The sequence below is a fragment of the Halopelagius inordinatus genome (assembly GCF_900113245.1).
Classification (GTDB): Archaea; Halobacteriota; Halobacteria; order Halobacteriales; family Haloferacaceae; genus Halopelagius; species Halopelagius inordinatus.
Genome location: NZ_FOOQ01000001.1, coordinates 1,118,284 through 1,143,239 on the forward strand (window position 1 = coordinate 1,118,284; position 24,956 = coordinate 1,143,239).

Annotated in this window: 26 protein-coding genes; 13 read left to right on the forward strand and 13 right to left on the reverse strand. The window is 65.2% G+C overall.

Annotated elements, in window-relative coordinates; all coding sequences use genetic code 11:
• The first annotated feature begins 14 nt into the window (after positions 1 to 14).
• From BM167_RS05810 to BM167_RS05825, 4 genes are all read left to right on the forward strand, one after another.
• A complete protein-coding gene (locus tag BM167_RS05810) occupies positions 15 to 953 on the forward strand; it encodes a branched-chain amino acid ABC transporter permease (protein WP_092890058.1) in 939 nt (312 codons plus the stop codon).
• Positions 954 to 1,027: 74 nt separating this feature from the next.
• Positions 1,028 to 2,017, forward strand: a complete 990-nt coding sequence (locus BM167_RS05815) for a branched-chain amino acid ABC transporter permease (protein WP_245781328.1) — start codon at positions 1,028 to 1,030, stop codon at positions 2,015 to 2,017.
• A complete protein-coding gene (locus tag BM167_RS05820; protein WP_092890064.1) occupies positions 2,014 to 2,829 on the forward strand; it encodes an ABC transporter ATP-binding protein in 816 nt (271 codons plus the stop codon). The genes BM167_RS05815 and BM167_RS05820 overlap by 4 nt, the downstream gene beginning before the upstream one ends.
• A gap of 1 nt (position 2,830) precedes the next feature.
• Positions 2,831 to 3,586 carry an ABC transporter ATP-binding protein gene (locus BM167_RS05825; protein WP_092890067.1) on the forward strand — a complete coding sequence of 252 codons (756 nt, stop codon included), beginning with the start codon at positions 2,831 to 2,833 and terminating at the stop codon, positions 3,584 to 3,586.
• Between the two features lie 13 nt (positions 3,587 to 3,599).
• Here the strand turns inward: BM167_RS05825 and BM167_RS05830 are convergent, their stop codons facing one another.
• From BM167_RS05830 to BM167_RS05840, 3 genes are all read right to left on the reverse strand, one after another.
• A complete protein-coding gene (locus BM167_RS05830; RefSeq protein ID WP_092890070.1) occupies positions 3,600 to 4,397 on the reverse strand; it encodes an RIO1 family regulatory kinase/ATPase domain-containing protein in 798 nt (265 codons plus the stop codon).
• A gap of 60 nt (positions 4,398 to 4,457) precedes the next feature.
• Entirely contained in the window at positions 4,458 to 4,892 is a 435-nt protein-coding gene (locus BM167_RS05835; protein WP_092890073.1) for a universal stress protein, read from the reverse strand.
• A 153-nt stretch (positions 4,893 to 5,045) separates the two neighbouring features.
• Complete coding sequence (locus tag BM167_RS05840; RefSeq protein ID WP_092890075.1) at positions 5,046 to 5,474, reverse strand: universal stress protein; 429 nt, start codon at positions 5,472 to 5,474, stop codon at positions 5,046 to 5,048.
• A 125-nt stretch (positions 5,475 to 5,599) separates the two neighbouring features.
• Here BM167_RS05840 and BM167_RS05845 point away from each other — a divergent pair, with 125 nt between their 5' ends.
• Positions 5,600 to 6,742: an acyl-CoA dehydrogenase family protein gene (locus BM167_RS05845; RefSeq protein ID WP_092890078.1), complete on the forward strand. Its 1,143-nt coding sequence runs from the start codon at positions 5,600 to 5,602 to the stop codon at positions 6,740 to 6,742.
• On the opposite strand, the gene BM167_RS05850 is transcribed toward BM167_RS05845, so the two are convergent.
• Entirely contained in the window at positions 6,717 to 7,112 is a 396-nt protein-coding gene (locus BM167_RS05850; protein WP_092890081.1) for a DUF7500 family protein, read from the reverse strand. The two genes, BM167_RS05845 and BM167_RS05850, sit on opposite strands and share 26 nt — an antisense overlap.
• 279 nt (positions 7,113 to 7,391) lie before the next feature.
• On the opposite strand from BM167_RS05850, the gene BM167_RS05855 reads away from it, so the two are divergent.
• Positions 7,392 to 9,563, forward strand: coding sequence for a histidine kinase N-terminal 7TM domain-containing protein (locus BM167_RS05855; RefSeq protein WP_092890084.1), 2,172 nt, complete (start codon positions 7,392 to 7,394; stop codon positions 9,561 to 9,563).
• Between the two features lies 1 nt (position 9,564).
• On the opposite strand, the gene BM167_RS05860 is transcribed toward BM167_RS05855, so the two are convergent.
• Positions 9,565 to 9,954 (reverse strand): DUF8048 family protein, encoded by a 390-nt coding sequence (locus BM167_RS05860; protein WP_092890087.1) that lies wholly within the window; start codon positions 9,952 to 9,954, stop codon positions 9,565 to 9,567.
• Between the two features lie 106 nt (positions 9,955 to 10,060).
• On the opposite strand from BM167_RS05860, the gene BM167_RS05865 reads away from it, so the two are divergent.
• Together BM167_RS05865 and BM167_RS05870 are read left to right on the forward strand one after the other, a co-directional pair.
• On the forward strand, positions 10,061 to 10,846 hold the full coding sequence (locus tag BM167_RS05865; protein WP_092890090.1) for a sugar phosphate isomerase/epimerase family protein: 786 nt from the start codon (positions 10,061 to 10,063) through the stop codon (positions 10,844 to 10,846).
• A gap of 72 nt (positions 10,847 to 10,918) precedes the next feature.
• Positions 10,919 to 11,911 carry a carbohydrate kinase family protein gene (locus BM167_RS05870; RefSeq protein ID WP_092890092.1) on the forward strand — a complete coding sequence of 331 codons (993 nt, stop codon included), beginning with the start codon at positions 10,919 to 10,921 and terminating at the stop codon, positions 11,909 to 11,911.
• Here the strand turns inward: BM167_RS05870 and BM167_RS05875 are convergent, their stop codons facing one another.
• The 7 genes from BM167_RS05875 to BM167_RS05905 form a co-directional block, all read right to left on the reverse strand.
• Entirely contained in the window at positions 11,912 to 12,982 is a 1,071-nt protein-coding gene (locus tag BM167_RS05875) for an actin-like salactin (protein WP_092890095.1), read from the reverse strand.
• 151 nt (positions 12,983 to 13,133) lie between these two features.
• Positions 13,134 to 14,198, reverse strand: coding sequence for a FlaD/FlaE family flagellar protein (locus BM167_RS18940; RefSeq protein WP_092890098.1), 1,065 nt, complete (start codon positions 14,196 to 14,198; stop codon positions 13,134 to 13,136).
• 173 nt (positions 14,199 to 14,371) lie between these two features.
• A complete protein-coding gene (locus tag BM167_RS05885; protein ID WP_092890100.1) occupies positions 14,372 to 16,741 on the reverse strand; it encodes a methyl-accepting chemotaxis protein in 2,370 nt (789 codons plus the stop codon).
• A 90-nt stretch (positions 16,742 to 16,831) separates the two neighbouring features.
• Complete coding sequence (locus BM167_RS05890; protein WP_092890103.1) at positions 16,832 to 17,341, reverse strand: chemotaxis protein CheD; 510 nt, start codon at positions 17,339 to 17,341, stop codon at positions 16,832 to 16,834.
• Between the two features lie 66 nt (positions 17,342 to 17,407).
• The gene (locus BM167_RS05895; RefSeq protein WP_092890106.1) at positions 17,408 to 18,598 is read right to left on the reverse strand and encodes a chemotaxis protein CheC; all 1,191 of its coding nucleotides are present in this window, start codon (positions 18,596 to 18,598) and stop codon (positions 17,408 to 17,410) included.
• A complete protein-coding gene (gene cheY / locus BM167_RS05900) occupies positions 18,595 to 18,963 on the reverse strand; it encodes a chemotaxis protein CheY (protein WP_092890109.1) in 369 nt (122 codons plus the stop codon). Before cheY ends, BM167_RS05895 begins: the two co-directional genes overlap by 4 nt.
• Before the next feature lie 107 nt (positions 18,964 to 19,070).
• A complete protein-coding gene (locus BM167_RS05905; RefSeq protein WP_092890112.1) occupies positions 19,071 to 19,646 on the reverse strand; it encodes a DUF7500 family protein in 576 nt (191 codons plus the stop codon).
• 166 nt (positions 19,647 to 19,812) lie between these two features.
• Here BM167_RS05905 and BM167_RS05910 point away from each other — a divergent pair, with 166 nt between their 5' ends.
• The 3 genes from BM167_RS05910 (at position 19,813) to BM167_RS05920 (ending at position 21,724) form a co-directional block, all read left to right on the forward strand.
• On the forward strand, positions 19,813 to 20,151 hold the full coding sequence (locus tag BM167_RS05910) for an ArsR/SmtB family transcription factor (RefSeq protein ID WP_092890115.1): 339 nt from the start codon (positions 19,813 to 19,815) through the stop codon (positions 20,149 to 20,151).
• A gap of 256 nt (positions 20,152 to 20,407) precedes the next feature.
• Positions 20,408 to 21,073 (forward strand): archaellin/type IV pilin N-terminal domain-containing protein, encoded by a 666-nt coding sequence (locus BM167_RS05915; RefSeq protein ID WP_092890118.1) that lies wholly within the window; start codon positions 20,408 to 20,410, stop codon positions 21,071 to 21,073.
• A 12-nt stretch (positions 21,074 to 21,085) separates the two neighbouring features.
• A complete protein-coding gene (locus BM167_RS05920; protein WP_092890121.1) occupies positions 21,086 to 21,724 on the forward strand; it encodes an archaellin/type IV pilin N-terminal domain-containing protein in 639 nt (212 codons plus the stop codon).
• Between the two features lie 174 nt (positions 21,725 to 21,898).
• Here the strand turns inward: BM167_RS05920 and BM167_RS05925 are convergent, their stop codons facing one another.
• On the reverse strand, positions 21,899 to 22,645 hold the full coding sequence (locus BM167_RS05925; RefSeq protein WP_092890124.1) for an RAD55 family ATPase: 747 nt from the start codon (positions 22,643 to 22,645) through the stop codon (positions 21,899 to 21,901).
• Between the two features lie 395 nt (positions 22,646 to 23,040).
• On the opposite strand from BM167_RS05925, the gene BM167_RS05930 reads away from it, so the two are divergent.
• Positions 23,041 to 24,528: a flagella accessory protein C gene (locus BM167_RS05930; protein ID WP_092890127.1), complete on the forward strand. Its 1,488-nt coding sequence runs from the start codon at positions 23,041 to 23,043 to the stop codon at positions 24,526 to 24,528.
• On the forward strand, positions 24,512 to 24,955 hold the full coding sequence (locus BM167_RS05935; protein WP_092890130.1) for an archaellum stator protein ArlF: 444 nt from the start codon (positions 24,512 to 24,514) through the stop codon (positions 24,953 to 24,955). Before BM167_RS05930 ends, BM167_RS05935 begins: the two co-directional genes overlap by 17 nt.
• Position 24,956 lies beyond the last annotated feature (1 nt).

The window sequence follows — 24,956 nt, forward strand, 5'->3', positions numbered from 1 at the left end:
CCGGGGAGAGTCGGATGATTCTCCTCCAGGGTCTGAACCCGTTTCAGTTCGTCGTCAACGGAATCGTGTTCAGCAGCATCATCGTGCTCGCGTCTATCGGCCTGTCTCTGGTCTACAGCATCGCCGACTTCGCGAACTTCGCCCACGGGGACACCCTGACGGTCGGCGCGTTCGGCGCGTTAGCGGTCGTTCCAGTCGTCGCGCCCGCGATGGAGGGCATCCTCCTCTTCGGACTGCCCGTCTGGCTGTTCGTCGTGCTTCTCGTCGGGATGGCGGTGGCCGCCGTCGTCGTCGTCCTGACGGAGTTCGTAGTCTACAGACCGCTCGATGCGGGCTCTATCGAACTGCTCATCACGAGCATCGGGGTGGCGCTCTCGTACCGGGCCGTCGTCTTCCTCGCGTTCGGAACGAGTCCGCAACGGTACGGCGTCCCGCGGGCGGGGCCCATCCCCGAGATTCGCGAGACGTTCAACCTCGCGGTGACGCCCCGACAGGTCGCCGTCGTCCTCTCTGCGGTGGTTCTCGTGGGCATCCTCCACTTCGTCCTCCAGTACACCACGCTGGGGCGGAAGATGCGCGCCACCGCCGACGACCCGAACCTCGCGCGGGTCAGCGGGATTCGCACCCGCGAGGTCATCGTCGCCATGTGGGTCATCGGCGGCGTCCTGGCGGCGGCGGGCGGCGTCTTCCTCGGACTGGAGACGCTCGTCCGCCCGCGGATGGGGTTCGACATCCTGCTCATCGTCTTCGCCGCGGTCATCTTGGGCGGTATCGGCTCCGTCTACGGCGCGATGCTCGGCGGACTCGTCATCGGGATGCTGTACGAACTGACGCCGATGTTCTCTATGGTCGGCATCCCCATCGGCTCGGAGTACGCCGAGGCAGTCGCGTTCGTCATCATGGTCGCGATACTGCTCGTTCGACCGAGCGGAATCATGGGTGAGACGACGTGAGCGACGCAGGCGGTCTCTCGGGAATCGCAAACTCCGTCGCCCGGACCGACGGCGAGCGAACCGTGCTCGTCGGCGTGGCGGGGATAGTTCTGGCCCTGCTGGTGGCGACGGCGCTCGGGGTCGTGAAGCTCCCGTTCCTCCTGTCGCTGCTCTCTTTGGCCGGGATGTACGTCCTCTTGACGTTGGGACTGAACGTCCAGTGGGGCTACACCGGCCTCATCAACTTCTCCGTCGCGGCGTTCTGGGGCATCGGGGCCTACTGCGCGGCGCTTTTGAGCGCGCCGAGTTCGCCGTTGGAACTCGGGTTGAGCCCGATTGTCGGGTTCCTCGCGGCCGTCGTCGTCAGCGCCGTCGTCGCCGTCTTCATCGCCATTCCGACGCTCCGCCTGCGCGAGGACTACCTCGCCATCGCGTCGCTCGGACTGGCCGAGGTCATCCGCCGACTCATCCTCAACGAGGAGCAGTGGACGGCCGGATCCAGCGGTATCTCCGGCATCCCGCGACTACTGCCGGACCTGCCGCTGACGCAGAACGCGACGAACTTCGCCGTCGTGGTGGTTCTCATCGCCCTCGTCTACGGCTTCCTGTGGCGGGTTCACCGCTCGCCGTGGGGCCGCGTCCTCCGGACGATTCGCTCCGACGAGGACTTAGCGAAGGCGCTGGGGAAGAACACCTACGCGTTCAAGATGCAGTCGTTCGTTCTCGGGTCGGTCATCATGGCCATCGCGGGGGCGTTCTACGTCCACGTGAACCTCTACATCGACCCGACGGACCTCATCCCGCTGACGACGTTTTACATCTGGATCGCGGTCATCCTCGGCGGGACGGGGAGCAACCGCGGCGCGGTTCTCGGGGCGGCGACGATAATCGCCATCCGCGAGGGGACGCGCTTTCTCAACGACGTCGCGGCGTTCACCAGTCTCGGCATCGACCTCGCGCCGATTCGACTGCTGTTGGTCGGACTGCTCATCATCCTCGTCGTGCGGGTTCGCCCGGAGGGACTGCTCCCGCCGCGCGACGAACTCGTCTGGCCCGCCTCGCGCGGGCGGGAGGAGGACGCATGAGCCGACAGAACGGGACTGAGATGACCTACGAGGGAGCCAACCTCGACAAGCCGAACCAGATTCTCCGGACGGACGACCTCCGGAAGGCGTTCGGCGGACTCGTCGCGACCGACGGCGCGTCCATCGCCGTCGAGGAAGGCACCATCACCGGAATGATAGGGCCGAACGGCGCGGGCAAGTCCACGCTGTTCAACCTCATCTCGGGGTTCTACGACCCCGACGACGGCCGGGTCTGGGTCAACGACACCGACGTGACCGACAAGAAGCCGCACGAGACGGCGCGGGCCGGACTCGTGCGCACCTTCCAGACGCCGCGGCGACTGGAGGACATGACCGTCCGCGAGGCGATGCTCGTCGGCGCGCGCCCCCAGACGGGCGAGTCGATACTGCCGCTTTGGCTGAGTCCCTCGACCGTGACCAGAGAAGAGAGAGCCAACATCGAACGCGCCGAGGAACTCCTCGAACGCTTCGAGATAGCGCACCTCATCGACGAACCGTCGGCGGAACTCTCCGGCGGGCAGTTGAAACTCGTCGAACTCGCGCGCGCCATCACGACGAGTCCGGACATCCTCCTCTTGGACGAACCGGTGGCGGGCGTCAACCCGACGCTCGCGAACGACATAAAGCGGTTCGTGCGCGAACTCAACGACGAGGGCCAGACGTTCCTGATCATCGAACACGACATGCCCTTCATCATGGACCTCGCGGACCCGGTCATCGTCTTAGACCAGGGGAAGGTGCTGATGGAGGGGACGCCGGAGGAAGTCCGGTCGGACCGACGCGTCATCGACGCCTACCTCGGAGGTGCCTGAGATGAGTACCGACACACCACGACAGACGGAGAGCGCCGACGACGTCGCACTCGCAGTCGAGGGGGTGGACTCGGGGTACGGCGAGGCGCAGGTCCTCGACGACCTGAGTCTCCACCTCGACAGAGACGAAATCGTCTGCATCATCGGTCCGAACGGCGCGGGCAAATCCACCGTACTGAAGACGGTGTTCGGCCTGTTGAAGCCGTGGAACGGGACCGTCAGACTCGGCGGCGAGGATATCACGGGGACCGAACCCGAAGATTTGGTCCGCAAAGGCGTCGGCTACGTCCCGCAGGTGGACAACGTCTTTTCGTCTCTGACCATCGAGGAGAACCTCCGGATGGGCGGCGTCGCCCGCAAATCCGGACTCGACGAGGTAATCGGGCGGTTGTACGACCGCTTCCCCCTCTTAGACGAGAAAAGAGAGGCGAAAGCGCGGACGCTGTCGGGCGGGCAACGGCAGGTGCTGGCGTTCTCCAGAGCGCTGGTGATGGAGCCCGACGTGTTGCTCATCGACGAACCGTCGGCCGGACTCGCGCCGAGCATCGTCGAAGACGTGTTCGCGAACGTCCGGACGGTCAACGAACTGGGGACGGCCATCCTGATGGTCGAACAGAACGCCCGCGAGGGACTCGCCATCTCGGACCGCGGGTACGTCCTCGACCAGGGAACCGTCGCCTACGAGGACGACGCGGACGGACTCCTCGACAACCCCGAGGTATCGCAGTTGTACCTCGGCGGCGCGGACTACGAGTGAGTCCGTCCCGCGTCTAACTGGCGCATTTCTCTATCTCGCCTTTCAGTCCCGTGGCGTCGAAGTCGTGGTCGGGGCGGATGTTGACGAAGTCGAGGAATTCGAGCGCCGAGAGCAGTTCGTCGGTGTCGTACGAGGTTCTCGCGGCGGCGACCGTCTCTTTCGCGCCGATGAGCGGTTCGAAGGCCGCCAACGCGCACGCGAGGTCGTACGACCGGGCGTCGTCCGCCGCGCCTTCGCTGACGCTCGTCGCGTCGATGAAGAACACCTCGCCGTCGACGATGAGGACGTTCTCCGCGCGGAGGTCACCGTGGGCGAGTCCGTCGTCGTGCATCCGTCGGAGAGACTCGAAGACGTCGGGCGCGATATCGACCTCTCGCCTCCGGTCCAACTCGTCGAGGGGGCGGAAGTTCGGAAGATACTCCAACACGAGGACGCCGAGTTCGCCCACTTCGAACGCCTCGACGGGTTCGGGTGCGTTGACGCCTATCTCGCGCATCCGACGGGTCGCCTCCAGTTCGTGTTCGGCCATCTGGTAGGGCGTGCCGAAATGCTCGAAAAAGCCCTCGCGCCCCGAGGAGAACGCGCCGAGGTTGCGAGTCGTCGTGAAGACGGCGTGGACGAGCGAGTTCTGCCGGGAGACGACCTTCACGAACCACTCGTCGTCGACGACCATCGGCGTCGAGAGCCAGTTGTCCGCCTCCAGAAAGCGGATGTGTAGTTCCTCCCGGTCGTAGCGCGTCTGTAACTCGCGAGCGACTGCTTCGAGTCGCGGCCAGTCCACGCGCCCCCGAACGAGGCGGCGGAGTTCCATACGGGGTGTAAGGATGGGGGTGCGTATAACTCTCCGGGCGGGGCCGTCCCGCGTCTCGATTCAGTCGTCGCCTCGAACCGCCAACACGGGAGTGTCGCCGCGTCTGAGGACTCGTTCGGTGACGCTTCCGAGGAGATATCGTTCGACGCTGGTCCGGCCGTGCGTCCCCATCACGACGAGGTCACAGTCCTCCTCGTCGGCGTACGACCGTATCTCGTCGGACGGCGAACCGTTTCTGACGGCGGTGACCACGTCCACGTCCTCGACCGCCGCACGGTCGCGCACTCGGGCCGTCGCCGTCTCCGATCGCTCTTCGATCGCTGCTTGTACCTCCTCGGGGGTGACCGCGGGGGCTCCGACCCCGACGTGTCGGGCGTCCACGACGGAGAGCGCGTGCAGTTCCGCGCCGTGTTGCCGCGCCAGGTCGATAGCGTGGTCGACGGCGTTATTGGCGGGGTCGCTTCCGTCCGTCGGAACGAGTATCCTGTCGTACATAGATGCAGATTCGCGCCCCGGAAAGAAGGAACCGCGTGAAGAATCCCACTTTTTTGGAAACCCCCTCCCGCCGCGAGTTCGTTCGGGACGGTGGAGTTCCGAGCGCGGACCGGGACGGCCGCGGCACCTCTCCGAGCGACCCACGCCGACCGTTCAGTGCTCGGCTCTCACGGTCATGACGCTGATGGAACACTCGCGGAGGCACCGTCCGACGACGCCCCCGACGCGGTACGATTCGTCGCAGAACCCCCCGCGGTCCGGGAGCAACACCAAGTCCTCGGACTCGTCGGCGTACTCCCGTATCGTCTCGACCGGCGGCCCGCACCGGACGGCGCTGACGACGTTCACGCCGCCCGCGACCGCGCGCTCCCCGACTCGGTTCGATATCTCGGGACGTTTCTCGCGGGCGTCTCGCGCGCCGTCCGGGTCCGTCTCGGGCGTCTCTACGCTCGCCCGTTCGGGGTCCGAGACGCGGAGGACGTGGAGTTCGGCGTCGTACCGTTGCGCCACGTCGAGGGCGCAGTTGATCGTCCGTTCGGCGTCGTCGCCGACGCCGGTGGGGACGAGAACCCGGTCGTACATCGACGTCCAGTAGCCGCGCCGAACGCAAATGCCTATTGTCCGTCGGAGCCGACAGTTGCGGCGGAACCGGAGGTCTGTCACGGACGTTCGATTGGTTTAATGCGTTCACGTCGGAACGTCACGTCATGGACTTCGAGTTACCCTCCGAACACCGGATGATGCGAGACACCGTCCGAGAGTTCTGCGAGGCGGAGATTTCACCCATCGCACAGGAGATAGAGACGGACCACCGCTTCCCCGAGGAGGTGTTCGACCAACTCGCCGACCTCGACATGCTCGGCGTCCCCGTCTCCGAGGAGTACGGCGGACTCGGCGGCGACCAACTGATGTACGCCCTCGTGACGGAGGAACTCGGCCGCGTCTCCGGCGGCGTCGGACTCTCTTACGCCGCCCACGTCAGCCTCGCCTCGAAACCCATCGAGATGTTCGGCACCGACGAGCAGAAAGAACGGTGGCTCCGCCCCCTCGCGGAGGGCGAGTATCTCGGCGGATGGGCCCTCACCGAACCCGGGTCGGGGTCCGACGCCAGCGACATGGACACCACCGCCGAGAGAGACGGCGACGGGTACGTCCTCGACGGGACGAAGCAGTTCATCACGAACGCAAACGTCGCCGGGTCGATAGTCGTGAAAGCCGTCACCGACCCCGGTGCGGGCTACGACGGCATCTCGACGTTCATCGTGGACCCGCGGAACGACGACGGGTTCGAGGTGACGACGGTGTGGGACAAGATGGGGTTAAACTCCTCGCCGACCTGCGAGATTCGGTTCGACGACCTGTACCTCCCCGAGGACCGCCTGCTGGGCGAAGAAGGCGAGGGGTGGACGCAGACCAAAAAGACGCTGGACGGCGGCCGCATCTCCATCGCAGCGCTCTCTACGGGCCTCGCGCAGGGCGCGTTCGAGGCTGCGAAGTCCTACGCTCTCGAACGCGAACAGTTCGGCAAGTCCATCTCGGAGTTCGACGCCATCCGCGACAAACTCGTCGATATGCACCGCAAGACCGAACGGGCGCGCCTCCTCACCCACCGCGCGGCGACGACGTACGACGCGGGCGACCCGGTGACCAGAGAGTCCGCACTCGCGAAACTCGACGCCAGCGAGGCGGCCCGCGAAGTCGCCGAAGACGCGGTGCAGGTTCTCGGCGGGTACGGTTACACCGAGGACTTCGCGCCGCAGCGATTCTACCGCGACGCCAAACTGATGGAGATAGGCGAGGGGACGAGCGAGATACAACACCTCGTCATCGGTCGCGAACTCGGTCTGTGACGGCGAACTCGGTGTCCGAGAGGAGCACGTTCACCACTTTCTGCGGACGTTCCGAGGGCGCGACGCGGCGCGCGTACCACCTGAGGGCGTCGGCGAACACCGCCCCGATATCGTCGCCCGCGACCACCGTCTCGTCTTCGGCCACGTCGGTCCGAGCGCCGAGTTCGAGGTAGTAGCGGTCCGAATCGGACGATTCGTCGTCGGTCGACGCCCTCTCTTCGACCGCCCGTCGCCCGGGTTCGGCCGCCGCCTCGGGACGGCCGCCGTCTCCGTCGACTGCGACGACGTACCGGTCGTCTCCCAACTCGCGGACGCTGTCGTCTTCGGTGAAATCCAGTTCGTCGGGCGTGACGTACGTCCGGTCGGTCATACCAGACGAGAGACGGCAGTCGGACTTGGTTATGGGTTCGGTGACGGCCCGTTCGGCGGACTAAACCGCCGAGTAATCCGCGTTCGCTCCGTCCGTAGGCGTTTCCTACCGACGCGAGCGACGGCCGAATCGGCCAGTAGAACTATCATCTTTGATACCAGGAACAAACTGTTTAAGTAACAGGTTACCTTTCGTGTGGGTAACACGGACCGACGCGACATCGGGTTCGGGACAGAGAGGTTGAGACGGTGACCGAGATGATATGAGGCACCCAACCAGATGGTACTGACGACGCGGCTCGCGGTACTTCCACTCTTAGCGGGCACGTTGTGCGGCATCGTTACGGTCGTCGTTCTCGTTCAGTTTCGGCTCTACTCTCGGCGCGTCCGTATCCCGTTCTCGCTTCTGATGCTCGCCGCGGGTATCTGGGCGACCGGCTACGGGCTTCAACTCGCCTCGGGGTCGCTGGCGGCGAAAGCGGTGTGGAACCAGATCGGCTGGGTCGGCGCCATCTCCGTCCCCACGTTGTGGTTCGCATTCTCGCTCGCGTACGCCGGTGAGAACCGCGTTTTGACTCGCCGAGGCGTCGCCGCACTCGCGGTCGAACCCGCGCTCGTGGCGGTTCTTCTCTTCGCGGGAAGCGGCGGTCCCTTGGTCAGTGACTACACGCTCTTGTCGATTCCGACGGGCGCGGTCCTCGGTTCGTCGTACGGGCCGTTGTTCGACGCCCACATACTCTACTCGGCGGCTCTCTGTCTCGTCGGCGCGTTCGTGTTCGGTCGGCTCTTGGTCCGCGACGACGGCGCGTACAGTCACGGAGTGCTCGTCATGCTCCTCGGCGCGAGCGCCCCCTTCCTCTCGTTCAGTGTCCGCCTTCTCGGCCTCTGGCCGCACTGGTTCGAGTGGACGCCGACGTCGTTCGGCGTCTCCGCCGCCGTGGCTCTCGTCGCCCTCCGAAGCGACGAACTGTTCGACGTGACGCCCGTCGCCCGGAACGCCGTCTTCTCGCGGATGCGAGACGGTATCGTCGTCCTCGACGACAGGAACCGCGTCGTCGAGGCGAACCCCGCGGCCGGAGCGGTGCTGAGCGTCGAACGGAGCGAGGCCATCGGGTCGTTCGTCGCGGACGTCTGTTACAACCCGCTCGGGATGCAGGCGCTTCTCGCCGACGAACGGAACGTGCTCGAACTGACCGTCGACACGACCGACGGCAGACGGCACTACGAGGCGACGGCGACCAGACTCGGCGGCGACAACGGTCACGAACGCGGGCGGACGCTTCTCTTTCGCGACGTGACCGACTACCGACAGACCGAAGAGCAGTTCCGCGCGCTCATCGAGAACTCCCGCGACCTCATCGCTATCGTCGACTGCGACGGGACGCTCGAGTACGTCAGCCCGTCCGCGTCGCACGTCATCGGCGTCGAGGCCGACGAACTACGCCGCGGAAACGCCTTCGACAGACTCCATCCCGACGACGAGACCGAGGCGCGACGGGTCTTAGAGGAGGTCATCGACACGGAGGAAGTGATACGGACGCAGTTGCGGACGCGCCACGCGGACGGCACGTGGCGGACTCTCGACATCGTCTGCATGAATCTGATCGAAGACCCGGCCGTCGGCGGTATCGTCGTCAACGCGCGCGACGTCACAGACCGCACGAACTACCAACAGCGTCTCCGCGTCCTCAATCGCGTGCTCAGACACGACCTGCGCAACGACATGAACGTCATCCTCGGGCACGCCGACCTGCTCTTAGACGAGTCCGGCGAGGAGTCGTCTCGCCGCCACGCCCGGACGATTCGCCGAAAGGGAGAGTCGCTCGTCGAACTCGGCGAACGCGCCCGCCAGATAGACCAGACGATAGACGTCACGACGCAGGAGCGAACCCCCGTCGAACTGATAGACCCCATCGAAGCCGAGTTGGACGCTCTCGCCGAGAACCACCCCGGCGTCGTCGTCGACCGCTACCTCCCCGAGGAGGCGTGGGTGATGGCGACGACGGACGTGACGATGGCCCTCTCGAACGTCGTCGAGAACGCCGTCGAACACAACGACCGGGCGCTTCCCCGCGTCGGCGTCGCCGTCTCTCGGCCGCGGGCGGACGTCGTCGAGGTTCGCGTCGTGGACAACGGCCCGGGCATCCCGGAGTCAGAACTCGACGCCTTAGAATCCGGTCGGGAGACGCAACTTCGGCACGTCAGCGGACTCGGACTGTGGCTGGTCAAGTGGGTTCTCTCGGGGGCGGACGCGGACATCTCGTTCGAGAACCACGACCCCCGCGGAACCGCCGCAGTGATGCGGTTCGTCGCCGCGGACCCGCCGCAGAGCGAACCGGACCTGACGAACGCCGCCGGTTCCGTGCGAACCGAGAGCGCCACCACGGAACGCGGGTCGGCGAACGGGCGACCCGCGCCCGAAGACGCTGTCGCGGCCGAGGACGACGACTGAGTCAGGGGCGCACCAAAACGAGCGGAAGCCGACCGTCGTCGGGAACCGAGTCGGGGCCGAGCGTCGCCGCCAGTTGGTTCTCGTGGAGCGCTCTGAGAGCGTCGAAGTCCGTCTCCGACAGCGAGAGCGCGTCGCCGTACTCGCCCCAGATGGTCGCGTCGACGGCGAGATAGTAGGCCTCGGTTCGGCGTTCGAGGAGCGGGTTCTTCGGGAGCGCTCGCCGCCACTCGTAGACGATGTCATCGACGCCGGGGAGTTCTCGAACCATCTGTTGGTGACTCTGTGCGACGTCTCTGAGGCGCTCCGCATCGACGCTCGTCTGGTCGACGGTCCGTGAAACGACGTCCTCGTCGAAAGCGACCAACTGGTCTCGCCCGTCGTGCGACATCATAGCACGGCAAATGCGCTCCGGCGGCTTGAACGCAGGGGGTTCCGGACGGCGGGCGCGTCGCCCGCGTCACAACCACGCCTTTCACGCCCGCGGACGAACGCTCCCCATGGTCGGAGACGCGCGAACGGGGTTCGTCACGCAACTCGGAATGGACCGTCGGGAAGCCGTCTCGTTCGGGGGCGAGGCGGGCTTCGACTTCGTGGAACTGATGATGGACGGAGAGAGCCACAGAGACCGACTCCGCGGACGGGCCTCGGACCTGCGGGCGGCGGCCGACGACGCCGGTCTCTCGCTTCTCGTCCATCTCCCGTTCGGCGGCATCGACATCGGTAGCCCGCACGAACACGTCCGAGAGGGTGCGCGCAGGGAGATGGCCGCCGCCCTCGACGCCGCGGCGGAGTTCGGCGCGGAGAAGGCCGTCCTCCACGCGAGTACGGACGCGTGGGGGCCCGCGTGGGACGAGGCGACGCTTCACGGGCATCTGTTGGAGTCGGTCCGCGAACTCGACGACCGCGCCCGAGAGCGAGGCGTCGAACTCTGCGTCGAGAACATCCCCCGCGGCGCGTTCGACACGAACGACTTCCCGACGCTGTTCGATGAGACGGAGGCGTCGATGACGCTCGATACGGGCCACGCGCGCATGGACGGACGCGACGACGGGGGTATCGCGGCGCTCTGTCGCGACTACGGTCACCGCATCTCGCACGTCCACCTCAACGACACGCGCGTCGCGAGCGACGAACACCTCCCGTTCGGCGCGGGGACGATCGGTTTCGAGACGATGTTCGACGCTCTCGGCGACGAGTGGGCGGGGACGCTCTCGCTCGAAGTGTTCACCGACGACTACCGCTACCTGCGGACGAGCAAGGACCGACTCGACGAGTTACTGTGACCCGGCCGTCCGGTGACCTCCCGACTCGGGGGGTCACGTGGTTTCAACTACTCCGTATCCGTACGGAGTTTCATGACCGACGAACCCCGGACCGAACCGGACGGCGGGTCCCCGCGCGTCGTCGTCGCGGGCGAGACGCTCATCGACTTCCTCCCGGACCGAGAGGGACCGCTCTCGGGCGTCGAATCGTTCTCTCGCCGCGCGGGCGGCGCGCCCGCCAACGTCGCCGTCGCCCTCGCGCATCTCGACGAGACGCCGCGCTTTTGGACCCGAGTCGGCGACGACCCGTTCGGCGACTTCCTCGAAGACACCCTTCGAAAGCGAGGGGTGCCGACGGAGTACGTGGAGAGAGACCCGGTGGCCAAGACGTCTCTGGCCTTCGTCGCCCACGGCGAAAAAGCCGAACGGGGGTTCTCCTTCTACCGCGACGAAACCGCGGACACGCGGATGGAACCCGGCGGCCTCCCCGACTCCGCACTCGAGGGAGTAGAGTGGGTCCACGTCGGCGGCGTCGCACTCGCGGACGAACCGTCGCGCGAGGCGACGTTCGACCTGATGCGCCGCGCGCGCGAGGCGGGCGCGACGGTGTCGTTCGACCCGAACGCGCGACCGGAACTGTGGGAGGCGTTCGACTACGTCGGGTCGATGCGCGAGGCGTTCGGACTCGCCGACGTGGTGAAGGCGACGCCCGAAGACATGGCCGCCTTCGACGTGCGCGGTGACCCCTCCGAACTCGCGCACGCGATTCTCGACGAGGGGCCGCACACGGCGCTTCTCACACTCGGCGGCGAGGGGTCGGTGGCGGTCACCTCCGACGGGTCGCCGTGGACGGCAGACCTCTCGGTCGTCGCCCACGACGGGTACGAGGTGACACCCGTCGATACGACGGGTGCGGGCGACGCCTTCACCGCGGGCGTCATCGCCGCACTCGTCGGGAACGAACCGCTCTCTGAGGTACTCGCCTTTGCGAACGCCGTCGCCGCGGTGACGACCACCGGGGCCGGCGCGATGACGACGCTTCCGGACCGCGAGGCGGTCCGCGCGTTCAGAGACGAACGGGCCTGATTACTCGGTCAGCCGTTCGGCGATTCGCCGCGCGCCCTCGGCGGGCGCGATGTCGGGCTGGTCGGCGGCGACGCACTCCACGTCGCGGTTGAGTTCTTCGCTCAGTCGCTCTTCGAACTCCGCTACGATGCCCGGGATACAGGCCATCCCGCCCGTCAGGACGATGGGCTTGCTCAAGGCGAGTTGGTACGGTTTCATGTGGTCGTTCGCCAGTTGCGAGAGGAAGTTGTTCGCCACCTCGTCGACGGCGTCGTCGAGGTAGTCGTCGAGTGGTTCCATCACCGACCGTTCGATGGTGAACTCGTGGGACCCGCCGCCGGGTTGCTGGATGACGTCCGTGAACGGTTCGAAGCCGTCGAAGTCGGCGTGCGTCTCCTTGTACTCTCGGGCCGTCGTCAGGTCGATGTTGACGCGCCCCTGCGTCTCCTCCTCGACTGCGTTTGCGATGCGGCGGTCCACCTCGTTGCCGGTGACGGCCCCCGAGACGAACGGCGACAGTTGCTCGCCGTGGCGGTACGCCGAGGCTTCGAGGTTGGTCGACCCCATGTTGACCGCGGCGAAGACGCTCTCTATCGCTTCGAGTTCGTCGCCCAGCGCCGGAATCGACCCGGTGAGCGACTCGGGGAAACTGCGGACGAGTGCGCCGCCGACGGGGCTGTCCTCTATCACCTCGTTGAGACTCGCCAACCCGGGTTCGTTGTCTATCGTCGGAATCGCGTATACGATGGCGCTGTCGTCGTCGAGTCCGTGCGCCGAGACGAGTTCCGCGAAGAACTTCTTGGCCAGTTCCGTCCCCTCGCCGCCCTCGGGGAGTCCCGACCGGAGCATGTACTCCACTCTGTCGGGGTACTCCTGTGCGGCCTGTTCGCCGAAGAGGACCCGTTCCTCGCCGGTCAACGGGTCGTCGTACGTCGCGAGGCAAGTCAGCGTTCGGACCGTCTCTACCTCCCCCTCCCCGTCGCGGAACTGCAGTACGGTGCGCGTACTCCCCAGTTTCACTCCGACTGCGGTCGGTCCCGCGGTGCGTTCGTCGTTCGTCGATTCGTCTTCGCTGCGTCCATCCTCCGCCATACTCGGACCGATACGTAACTAGTAGAAAATCCTGTTGGTAATAGATTTTACATAAATCCGTCAGAGAGTCCGCATCTATAACACCGTCTGAAGCGGCTCTATTGCGCGTTTTCGAGGTGAGGGGCCGCCGAGAACGAAGTTCTGCGACCGTTTACGTCATCGAGGTGAGGCGAGCGACGTAGAGGAGACTGAGGTGGTGGTCGTCGACGTCGAACTCCGTCGTGTCGGCGACGTTGCCGGAGAATCCGATGAGGTAGTCGTGCAGTTCCGTCTCGACGTCCTCTGTGATCCAATCGACGGTGAGGTAGTAGCGGAGTGCGTCCATCGTCCGCTTGAACCCGCCTTTCAGCACGAGGAACTCCAGCCAATCGAAGACGACGCGTTCGGCGGCGTACTCGTTCGGCAGGGTCCGGAGATAGGGTTTTTCGAGCGAGTCGCCCGCGGCGGCGGTTTCGTGAACCAGTAGCTGTTCGAGTTGGTTCTGTCGGAGAGTCTCTCCCGCCCGGCCGCGGGGGCGTTCGTGGACCTCCTTGTCGAACCGGAATCGCCCCACGTCCTCCGGGTGGTCGTCGCTCCGCCGGTCGTACCCGGCGTCGCGTCCGGACCTCCCGTCGCCCCCCCGGCCCTCGTCGTACGCCGAGTAGCCGAGTTCGTCGTAGTCGTCGTACCCGGAGTCGTCGTGTCGCCGTCCGTCGCGGGCGTCAGCCTCTCGGCGGTTTTCGGACCGGTCTCGGCCGTTCTTGCTCCGACTTCGGCCGTTCTCGGACCGGACGCGTCCATCGCGTCCGCCGCGCGCACCGTCGCCGAACGGGCGGCCGAGTCCGAGTTCGCTCGCGAGTCGGTCCGCTCTCACGACTTCGTCTTGGGCCTCGCCGTGGTCGGAGTACCCCTCGCGGGGACGACTGAGTCTCTCGGACCGTCCGTCTCGGCGACGGGCCTCGTCGCGGTTCCGGCGTCGGTCGTCGTCCCCCCCGGGGCCGTCTCGACGGCCGTTGCCCTGCCGGTGTCGGTCCCGGCCGTCGCGGGTCCGGCGGGCGTCGTTCCGACCGCTTCGGTTCGGCGGGCCTTCGCGGCGCGGGCGACGCCCGCCGCTCTCGCGTTCGGCCTCTTCGGACGTCTCGTCGGACTCGGACGGTCGTCCGCGTCGGTCTGCCCGTCGTTCGTCGGCGATACGGCGGAGTTCTCGGAGGTCGTAGTTTTCGGGATCTATCTTCATCGGCCTCACCTCGCTCACGACGGTTCGGCGGTCGAACGCGTCGCGGCCCGGGCGCCGCCCGTCGAGTCGGGAGACGCCGTCGTGTTGTGAGTTCCAACCCGCGGGACCGGGATAAACCTGCCCCCGTGAATATCAGAAAAGATAACGAGTCTGCGGACCGAGTCGGAGGCCAGTCAGTCGTCGCCGGTCGGACGGCCGCCGTCCGCCGTCGGGCGCGGCGTCTCTCGGCCGCCCTCGGAGTCGATGTCGTCGGGTGCGGGGCCGTCGGACGCCGGTTCGGGTTCCGCCTCCGCGTTCGCTCTGTCGGCGTCCGAATCGGTCGTCGCGTCCCGCTCTCCCGTCTTCTCGTCTTCCACCTCGAAGCGGTCGAGCATCGTCACGAGGCGGTCGGTGTCCGCAGAGAGCGACTGCATCCGCTCGTTGACGTCGTCCACCGTCTCCGTCTGGGCCTCCGCTGCCTCGGAGACGGCACCGGCCTCGGCGGTCATCTCCGCTGCGATACTCGCGATGTCGTCGGCCATCGACAGCACCTCTTGGGACGAGGAGGCCTGTCCGCCCGTCGCGTCGGTTATCTCCAGTACGCTGTCGTTGGTCTCTTCGACCCGAACGACGATGTCGTCGAGCGAATCTAACGCGCCTTCGACGTCTTCGGCCCCCGTCTGGACGCCCTCGCGCATCCGTTCGACGCGGTCGACGACGCGCCGTCGCTGGTCTTCGATATCCTCGACGAGGGTGGATATCTCCGCGGCCGACTCCTGTGTCTCCTCTGCGAGGGATTTCACCTCGTGAGAGACGACGGCGAACCCCTCGCCCGCCTCGCCCGCCCGCGCCGCCTCTATCTCGGCGTTCAACGCGAGGATGTTCGTCTGCTCTGCGATGTCGGAGATGACCTCGACGATGGCCTCTATCTCGCCGAGGCGGCCGTCGAGTTCCTCTATCTCTTCGACCGTCCGTTCGGTCTCCGTCCGGATGTCGTCCATCCCGTCGAGGGCGTCCGCGGCGGCGTCGGCCCCGCCGTGTGCGCGTTCGGCCGTCTCTTCGGAGAGCGTCGCCAGTTCGTCCGCGGCGGAGGCTATCTGCTGGATGGACGCCGAGAGGTCGTCCATCTCTTCGGATACCTGTTCGATGCCCGAGGACTGCTCTGCGGCCCCCGCGGATATCTGCTCTATGGACTCGCTCACCTCGCGACTGCGCTCGCTGACCTCGTCCGTGCTCGTCGCGACTTCCTGCCCGAGTTTCGCGACGTCTTCGCCGAACTGCGAGACCCTGCGCACCGTCTCGGACAGTTCGTCCATCATGCCGTTGAACGCCTCCGCGATGGTCGCCATCTCCCGGGAGCGACTCTCTTCGTCCATCCGCGCGGTCAGGTCGCCGTCGGCGGTACGCTCCATCACCGCGCGGTACGATTCCGCGTCCGCCCGTTGGTCCCGCAGGTCGTCGCGCATCTGTGCGACCCCCGCGAACACGTCGCCGAACTCGTCTTCGCGGTCCGACGCCACGTCCGCGTCGAGTTCTCCCGCGCGCAGTCGGTCGACCGTCGAGTCGAGTCGCTTCAGCGGTAGCGCCGTATTCCGACGGAGGACGGCCCCGACGCCGGCCAGAGAGACGACGGCGAGTCCCACGATGAGAAAGACGTGCGTGCCGACGGTGTGTTGGAGGCCGTACGCCGCCCGCGTCGGCGCGTACACGAGGACGACCGACCCCTCGCCCGACGGCGCGTACGCCAAGAGGTGTTTCTCGCCCATCGACTCGTCTCCGGACCGTTCGACCACGCCGCTCTGTCCGCTCTCGGCGCGGTCGAAGAGTTCGCCCTCGGAGACGGCGGCGGCCGAGTCCGAACCGCTTCCGTCGAACATCAGGTCGCCGTCCGTCGAGACGACGCGGACGAACGAGCCTTCGACGGAGGTGTCGAGTCTGTTCTCTAACGCCGATACGTCGGCGGTGACTACGACGGCGCGGGCTGGTTGCGTCTGGATGCGGGAGGCGAACGCGATGACGCGGTCGCCCGACCGAGCGGTGTACGGCGCCGACCGAACGACGTTGTCTGCGAACGACGACCCCGTAGCGGAGACGAGGTCCGAGCCCTCCCACGGCTTCGTTCCGACGGCCGACTCGGCGGAGCTGGCGACGACCACCCCGGAGTTCGTGTCCACGTAGTGGATGCCCCGATAGCCGAGCGGAAGCTTCCCGATTTCGCGGCTCAGCCGTTCGCTGACGAGCGACTCGTGTTGGTCGTAGATGCCGTACGCAGAGAGCATCCGGGTCGTCTCGCGTCTCTGTCCCATCCACTCTCCGAGTTGCGTCGCCTGCAGTTCGGCGGTCTGTTCGAGTTCTTCTTGCTCGTTCGTTTGGACTTCCTGGGCGACGGCTTGGTACTCGATAGCCGCAAAGCCGGCGAACAAGACGACGACGACGAGAAATATCGCAGCCAACTTCCGAGCGTAGCTCTGCCGGACCCGTTCGGGCGCGAGAGACCCGACTCGGTCGGCGACCTCTCCGAGTCGGCGGCCGACGCCGCCGACTGCCACACGCAGATTGTTCATGAGAGAGGTGTCTCGTTAGTCGGGGTATAAATCCGCTGACGGGGATATCAGATTCGATAATTCGCGGCGGCGGCGGCCGATTTCGCGTTCTCAGAGGACGCTTTCGCCGGCGTTCGCGCTTCGGATTCGGAGCTCGAACGTACGGACGGAGAACCGAAGCGAGCGTCCGTGGTCACCGCCGACGTCCTCTGCGACGAGCGGTATGTCGAGCGTGTCGAGCACTTCGCGCACCGCGAGGACGTTCCTGTCGCCGATACTCCCGTCGGCGGAGGTGAACTCGAACATCGTCGCGCCGCCCGCGAGTTTCGCTCGGAGGTTGTCCGAGTCGGCACCCGCCCGTTTCATCTCTTCGACGAGTTCCGGGACGACGGTGTCGACGTACTTCGCCTCGTCGTCGTCGCCGTCCGCGTACGGTAACATCGCGTGTGCGAGTCCGCCGACGGACCGCTCGGAGTCGAACACCGCGATGCCGACGCAGGAGCCGAGTCCACTCGTCACGAGCGTCGTCTCGTCGGCTCCGACGGCGAAGTCCGCGATGCCGACTTTGATTCGCTCCTGCGGTTGGTGCGTGGGTTCCCGCTCGCTCGTGTAGACTTTCATGGTGGTCTGTCGAACGTCACGGCTCGATTTCCCGACGGTGAGCCGGTGGTCCGCCCCTGTCGCGCATTACGCTTCGGCCGCGAGGCGATTGAGCGCCTCGCGGAGTTCCGCTTCGTTCGGGAGCGCGTAGATGTCGCAGGTGAACTCGTCGTCGTCGGTGACGATGGTCGAGTCGATGAGGAACGCGTGTTCCTGCGACTGCGCCAACTCGGTCGCGAGCGGATCGATTATCGCCGACCCGAGGTCTTCGACGTACGTCGGCGGCGATATCTCGATGGTCGTCTCGAGCGCGTTCGCCCACCCGTCGATGAACCCCGACGTGGTGATGTTGCCTATCTCTTGAATCGCGCTCTGTCGCATCGCCGCGTCCGCCTCCATCCCCGGCATGAGTACATCGGCGAGGTTGTCCGCCGACGCTTCGTCGAACAGAATCGCGATGTAGCCCGAGGGGAGCCCTTCGAACTCCAAGACGACGCCGAGACGCGTGGCTTCGGTGAGTTCCATCGGGACGGCTTCGATGGGGACGAAACTGAGGCGACTGACTTCGACCTCCGTCTCGGTTCCGGTCATCGCCGTCAGGTCCTCGGACGCCTGCTCTGCGCCGTCGGTTATCATCTCCGAAAAGGAGGTGAACGACTCGACGGGAACCGTCTCCCCGTCGGAGCCCGCGACCGTGGATATCGTCTCGATGGAATCGTGGGTCGGAAGCATGTAGATGTAGAAGTTGACCTCCTCGTCGGTCGTCTTCAACTGGTTCCGGAAGGCGAGCACGTGGTCCTCGCCGGTGTCCATCTCGAACCCCGAGTCGCCGGTGATGTCGTCGAGCGCGCCCCGGTGCTCCACGTCGACGAACGTCGGGGTGGTGATCTCTATCGACGTGTCGAGGAAGTCCGCCCAGCCGTCGATGAAGCCGCCGAGCATGATGTTGCCGAGTTCTTTCAGTCCGCTCGTCGCCATCTCGCCGCCGGGTTGGTCCGCCGCGCCCGGAACGAGAACGTCGACGAGTTCGACGGCCTTGTCGCGGTCGAACGCGAGGACGGTCCGTCCGTCGATGCCGCCGTTGAACCCGATGTGGACGCTCACGAGGTCCTGTTCGACGAACTCTCGCTCCACGTCCCCGCGCGTGCTGACTTCGACTTTGGTGACGTCGACTGTCGTCTCGACGCCGGTCAGTTGCGTGAGAGACCCCGCCGCCCGCTCTGCACCCGAGTGAGCGAGTCGGCTGAACGTCCGCAACGACTGGACGTCGAGATTCATGCCTCGACGCTCACCACGTCGTCGATGGCTTGGAGGACGTTGGGCTTTTGGAACGGTTTCGTGATGTACCCGTCCGCGCCCGCTTCGACCGCCTCGCGCATCTTCTCTTCTTGCCCGACCGACGTGCACATGATGACCGACGCCGAGTCGTCCATCGATTTGATTTCGGTCGTCGCTTCGATTCCGTTTCTGATGGGCATCACGACGTCCATCGTCACGACGTCGGGCCCGAGTTCTCGGTAGAGTTCGACGGCTTCGACGCCGTTTTCGGCCTCACCAACTACCTCGTGCTCTCCGTCGAGCAACTGCTTCAGCAGATTCCGCATGAACGCCGAGTCGTCCACGACCAGTACGGTGCTTGCCATGCAGAGACTGTTCCGAGAAACGGTCTATAAACCCTTCCTCCCTATTATCATCGCTGATACGGCCCGGGCTGTGGTCGCCGACTCGGATACTGCTGTCGACCGAAGTCTCAGCGTCCCTCGGGCGGAATACGAAGTCCGTCTCCGCTCAGCGCCTCGACCAAGTCGCCGATGGAGTCGTCCGTCGTGAGACCGTGAGCGCGCAAAACCGGGCCGAGAACCTTCGTCGGAAACGCGACGTCGGTGTCGGACGCCAAAAGCAGGATTCCCAACACCTCCTCGGGGGGTGCGTCCGCGTCGACTTGGTCTGCGTACCACTGAACCACGTCGCCGAACGACGTCGCGATGTCGTCCGAAAACCGGTCGCGTTGGGCGACGCGTCCGTCGAACGAGGCGGTGACGGCGATGCCGTGTTTTGCGCCCTTGTCCGAGAGATACCGTGCCATCTGCTGTTTCGCGAAGTTCCCGCGCTCTTCGAGCGAGCGTTCCTCTTCTGCCTCTCTGTCGGGCGGGCTATCTCCGTCGACCTGCGGCTTTCCGTCCTCGTCCGTGGCGACGACGTACCGTCCGTCCCGAATCTGGGCGACGCGTTCGTCGTCCGAGTAGTCGAGTTCGTTCGGACCGACGATGCCCTCCTCCCCCCGTCGGCGGCGGCTTCTGTCCTCGGGCGGACTTCCGGGAGCCATGAGACATCCTCCCAGCGGGGGAATATTAATACCACCGACGACTGACTCGGCGACGGCGTCCGAGTGTGGTCTCCAACGCGGTAGATATCTTCGGTGACGGGTCGTCTCCGTGTCATATCGGTAACCAACACATTCACATGGACTCAAGACAGACGTACCCTCATCGATGGAGTCTGACAGGACCCTTGCAGCGTTGGGCAACGAATACAACCCGGATATCTTACGCGCCGCGGACGAACCGCACTCGGCGCAGGAGTTCAGCGAGATGCTCGACATCCCCATCGCGACGTGTTATCGTCGCATCGAAGAACTCACCGCGGCGGGTCTTCTCGAACTTCACGACAGGGTCCTGTCGGACGAACACCGTCGGACGAACGTCTACCGCCGCGAGGTGGATAAAGTGGTGATCCAGTTCGACGAGAACGACTACAACGTCGCCGTGACCGAACGCCCCGAAGTGAAGAACAAACTGGACGACGTCTGGCGACAGATCGCACACGACTGATTCTCTCCGAGGACTCGACTCCGCTTTGCGCCTGCCGAGACTCTTCGCCCGCATGCCACGCTGTGGCAGTCGTTCTCAGGGTATTTGATTCGCGCCGCACGCGCGTAGCGTCTACGGACGAACCGGCCGTACCGGAGGCCCATTATCAGCTTCGAAAAACGGGGCAGTACCGTTATGTAGGAAACCGTGATTGTCAAGGACGAAGGTCTTCGCCTCCGGCGAGGGGGTGGGGGACCGATTTGGAGATAACTAACCAATGTTCGAAGAAAACAACACCGACCGCGGTCAGGTCGGTATCGGTACTCTCATCGTGTTCATCGCGATGGTCCTCGTCGCGGCGATCGCGGCGGGCGTCCTCGTGAACACGGCCGGCTTCCTCCAGGCGACTGCGCAGGACGCTGGACAGGAAAGTGTGAATAAGGTAACTAACCGCGTCGACGTCGTGAGCCAACACGGGATCGTGAACGAGACGAGTAGCGGTGATCTGGCTGTCGACAGTCTCAATCTGACTGTCCGTCTGGCCGCCGGGTCCGGGAGTGTCTCACTCGAGGACACGACGATAAAGTACGTGAGCAGTTCGAAGGCCGAGAACCTCGTGTTCAACAACACGACGGTCGACGGGAAGACGATCACCAACGACAACGTTTCGAGGCTCGGCAGCGGCGGTAACCTCTCCGACAACGAGTTCACCGCGTACGCCCTCGACGACGACGACGACGCGTCGTACCCCGTCTTGAACAGCCAAGCCGACCGGTACGAGATGATCATCAACACGTCCCTCATCGAGGACAATGACGGCGTCTTGACGGGCGACTCCGTCAAGCTCGAAATCACGAGCCGCTCCGGTGGCTCCACGCAGGTCATCCTGACGATGCCCCAGCAGCTGGCCGGTCAGAACGACAACGATCCGGTCCCCCTCTAAGGAGTAAACGACATGAAAAACATATTCAACGAAGAAGACCGCGGTCAGGTCGGTATCGGTACGCTCATCGTGTTCATCGCGATGGTCCTCGTCGCGGCGATCGCGGCGGGCGTCCTCGTGAACACGGCCGGATTCCTCCAGGCGACTGCCGAGGACGCAGGCGAAGAGAGCGTCAACAAGGTCACGAACCGCGTCGAGGTTCTGAACACGCACGGAATGGTCGGTGGACAATCCGACATCGACAACGTCACCATGACCGTCCGCCTCGCGGCCGGATCCAGCAGCGTCGACATGGACCAGACGTCGATCAAATACCTGAGCAGCGGAAACGTCACCACGCTGACGAACGACTCCGACGCTGGTACGGACTACGGCTCGGGCGTCCAAGGTGACGAGTCGCAGTTCGCACTCAGCGAGGTGACCGACGACGACTCGTCGTTCGGCGTCCTCAACAGCGCGAACGACCGCTACGAAGTCACGATCAACACGTCCGCTATCGAAGGTGACGCAAGCTCCCTCACTGGCGGTCTCAACACGGGCGAGCAGGTCCGTCTCGAAATCACCAGCCGAACGGGCGGGACGACGCAGGTCATCCTGACGATGCCCCAGCAGCTCGCGGGCAAGCAACAGGGCGAACCGGTCGAACTCTAAGTTCGGACCACCCTTCGGTATCGCTGACGACTATCGGCTCTTTCATTTTCGCGAACTCGACCGCAGAGCGGACGCTCTCGCGGTGGCGGCGAGAGACGACCCGACCCGCCCGATGGCCTCGGTTGTATCGGGCACCGTTATGGGACCGACGCGAAAAACAGAACGCGACCGTTCCTACTCGAGTCCGTCTTCCTCGCCGAACCACGGCGGGGACTCGCCGACCATCGAGAACCCGGCGGCCTGTTCGTAGATCTGGATGCCGCCTTGGTTGATTTCGAGCGGGAACATGGAGTTTTTGATCGACTGTTTGCGCATCTTCGCGACCCAGACGTACCGGTTGCTCGTCGCGCCCGCCGGACTCTGGATGAGGTAGATGTTTCCGTCCGTCAGGAAGTTCTCCAGTCCGATCTCCGTCTCGGGGAAGATGGCCGACTGCTCTGTCGTCAGAAGCGAGGTGAGACCGCTGTCTTTCAGTATATCGATGAACTTCAGGAGATACTGTCGCTGTTCTTTCTCGTCTTCGAAGAACAGTTGGAACATCGTCAGCGAGTCGAGGACGAGTCTGTCGTAGTCCGTGTCCTGTAAGTCGCCGATGATCCGGTCGAGTGTCGCCGAGAAGTCTCCGTCGCGCAAGAGTGTCCGCTTGTCGTACACCTTGATTCGGCCGCTCTCGACGTACTCGCCCCACTCCTCGAAGCCGATAGACTCCGCCGCCTGCTTGATGTCTTCTTCGGACTCCTCGAAGGTGAGATATATTCCGCCCTGGTCGTACTTGTCGACGCCGTTGTAGAGGTACTGCAGTCCGAGGATACTCTTACCAGTACCCGGGTTCCCGCTGATGAGTACCGCGGCGTTCTTGACGATGCCGCCGTTGAGGATGGAGTCGAGTCCTTCGACCCCTGTCTTGACGAACTCTGGCATGATTGGGTGACTTCCGTGGAAGGTTATCGGTACGAGGGTCGGTTCCCCACCCGGTTAATTCTTCTTACACCCGTCCGTCGGCCGATTCGACGGCGCCGTTCGGCCACCCGGTCTCTCGAAACCGCGATATCAGCGTCGATAATTTGGAGCGAACATTCTTGTATTGCTGTAAGTACAGTAGGACTAATGCTACCTGCACCCCCGAGTCCGGAGGCCCGGTCCGGTCGGGAGTCGGCGCGTCACCGCCGCGGTGGTTCGGTGGCGTCACCGGAACGTTTCGCGGTCCGGTTACCCACCGAGCGAGTCTCGGCGACGCCGTCGAGGAGGACCCACCGCGGTTCGACCGGCCGTCGCCCGGTTCCCATCGGCCGCCACCGCAGACGGAGGCGAGGCCGATGGGGATGATGGACTGGATGGACGGATACGACGAAGAGGAGTCCCCGGACGGTACCACGAACACCGTCGCGACCGACGGACTCGGATTCGACGAGGACTTAGACGACCTCTCCGACGACTTCGACGATTTCGGCGACGGTGACGACTTCGGAGACGGCGGCGACTTCGGCGACGGCGACGACTTCGGAGACGGCGACGACTTCGGCGGCGGGGGCGGCGGTGGCTCCGTCGACGAGAGCGTGGTCGCCGAACTCGAAGACCGAATCTCCGACCTCGAAAACGAGCTCAGCGCCGTCTCGTCGGGGATGAACACCGTCCGAGAGGAAAACAAACAGATCGGTGAGACCGTCGAAGAACTCGACGACACCATCAGAAAGCTGCTCGACATCTACGAGATGGTCACTCGCGGTATCAACCCGTTCGTCGACGACGCACGGGAGATGGGCGGACTCGAGGGCGGCGGTTCGTTCGGCATCTTCGAGGGCGAAGAAGAGGAAGACGAGAATCTCGACCCGGACGTCGCAAACGCGGAGGCCGAGAGCTTCTTCGACGAAGACTTCGGCGAACTCGATGCCGAGGCGGGCGAAGCGGAGGCCGAGTTGGCCGCGGAGGACGAACTCAGCGGGGAGGAACGCGAGAGCCCCGCCGACGCGCTCGACGACGAGTCAAAAGAGGAGTCTTCGGGCGGCGGGTCCGGCGGGTCGAGCTTCGACGACCTGAAATCCGAGTACGAGGAGAAAGACGGGTGGGACGACGAACTCGACGGAGACGACGAGGACGGAGACGACGAGGACGCGGAGGCCGAAGAGTCCGACGCCGTCGACGACTCGCCCCTCGACGAGGCGGACGTCGCCACCGACGACGGCGACGTTCCGACGACGGAGGAGTTGGTCGGAGACGCGCCCTCGAACGAGGAGACGGAGACGGACGAGGGGTCCGAGACGTTCTTCGAGGACGACGCGGAGTCGGACTCCGACCCCGACACCGGGGCGGACGACCAGTCGGACGCGTTCGAGTTCGACCACGACGCCGCGACGGAGACCCCAGAGCAGAGCGACCCCGACCGGTCGCAGTCCCAGCCCCGCCCGCAGTCCGAACCGCAGACCGGACGCGGCCCGGACGCAGACGCGAGCGACGGACCGGAGTATCTCACCACGCTGCCCGCGAGTTACATCGCGGAGTCGGTGGCGCTCGAGTGGACCCGGTTTCTCGTCTCCGTCGGCGGTGCAATCGGCGCCGCGCGCGCACTCCGGCAGTACCGAGAGCAAGAGTGGATATCGAGGCACGTCGAGCGGAAGATGAACGCACACGTCCGCAACGCCGCGTCGGCGACTGCGACGGAGGAACCGCGCGACCTGCGGGTCGAACACCACAAAGAGAGCCTCACGTACATCAGCAGGCTCGCGGGCGACGTCGCGGAGTCCCGTCTGCTGGACGAGCTCTCGGCGCACGGAAGAAGAGGGGGTCGCCGTGGGCTTCGGCGTTAGTGGCTCGACTGCCATCATCTTCCTCGGCGTGCTCGTCTGCACGGGCACGCTCTACACCGCGGCGGCGGGAAGCGCAGAGCGCCTCACGGACGCCGAAGGCGAGAACCACGAGCGTCTCCTCGACAGGCGGAACACGGAGATAGCCATCGCTAACGCGACGTACGACACGAGCGACACGGGAGGACTCGTGATTCGCGCGAACAACACCGGCACGACGACGCTCTCGGTTCGGGACACGACCCTGCTTCTCGACAACGGCTACAAGAGCGTCCCTCAGAGCAACTCCTTCGTCGAGAACGACGAGACGACGGACCTCTGGATACCGGGCGAGACGCTCAGAATCGAGTTGTCGACGAACGCCTCCCGCGTGAAACTCGTCACCGAGACGGGCGTCTCCGACAGCGAACCCGTGACGGTGGTGAACTGAG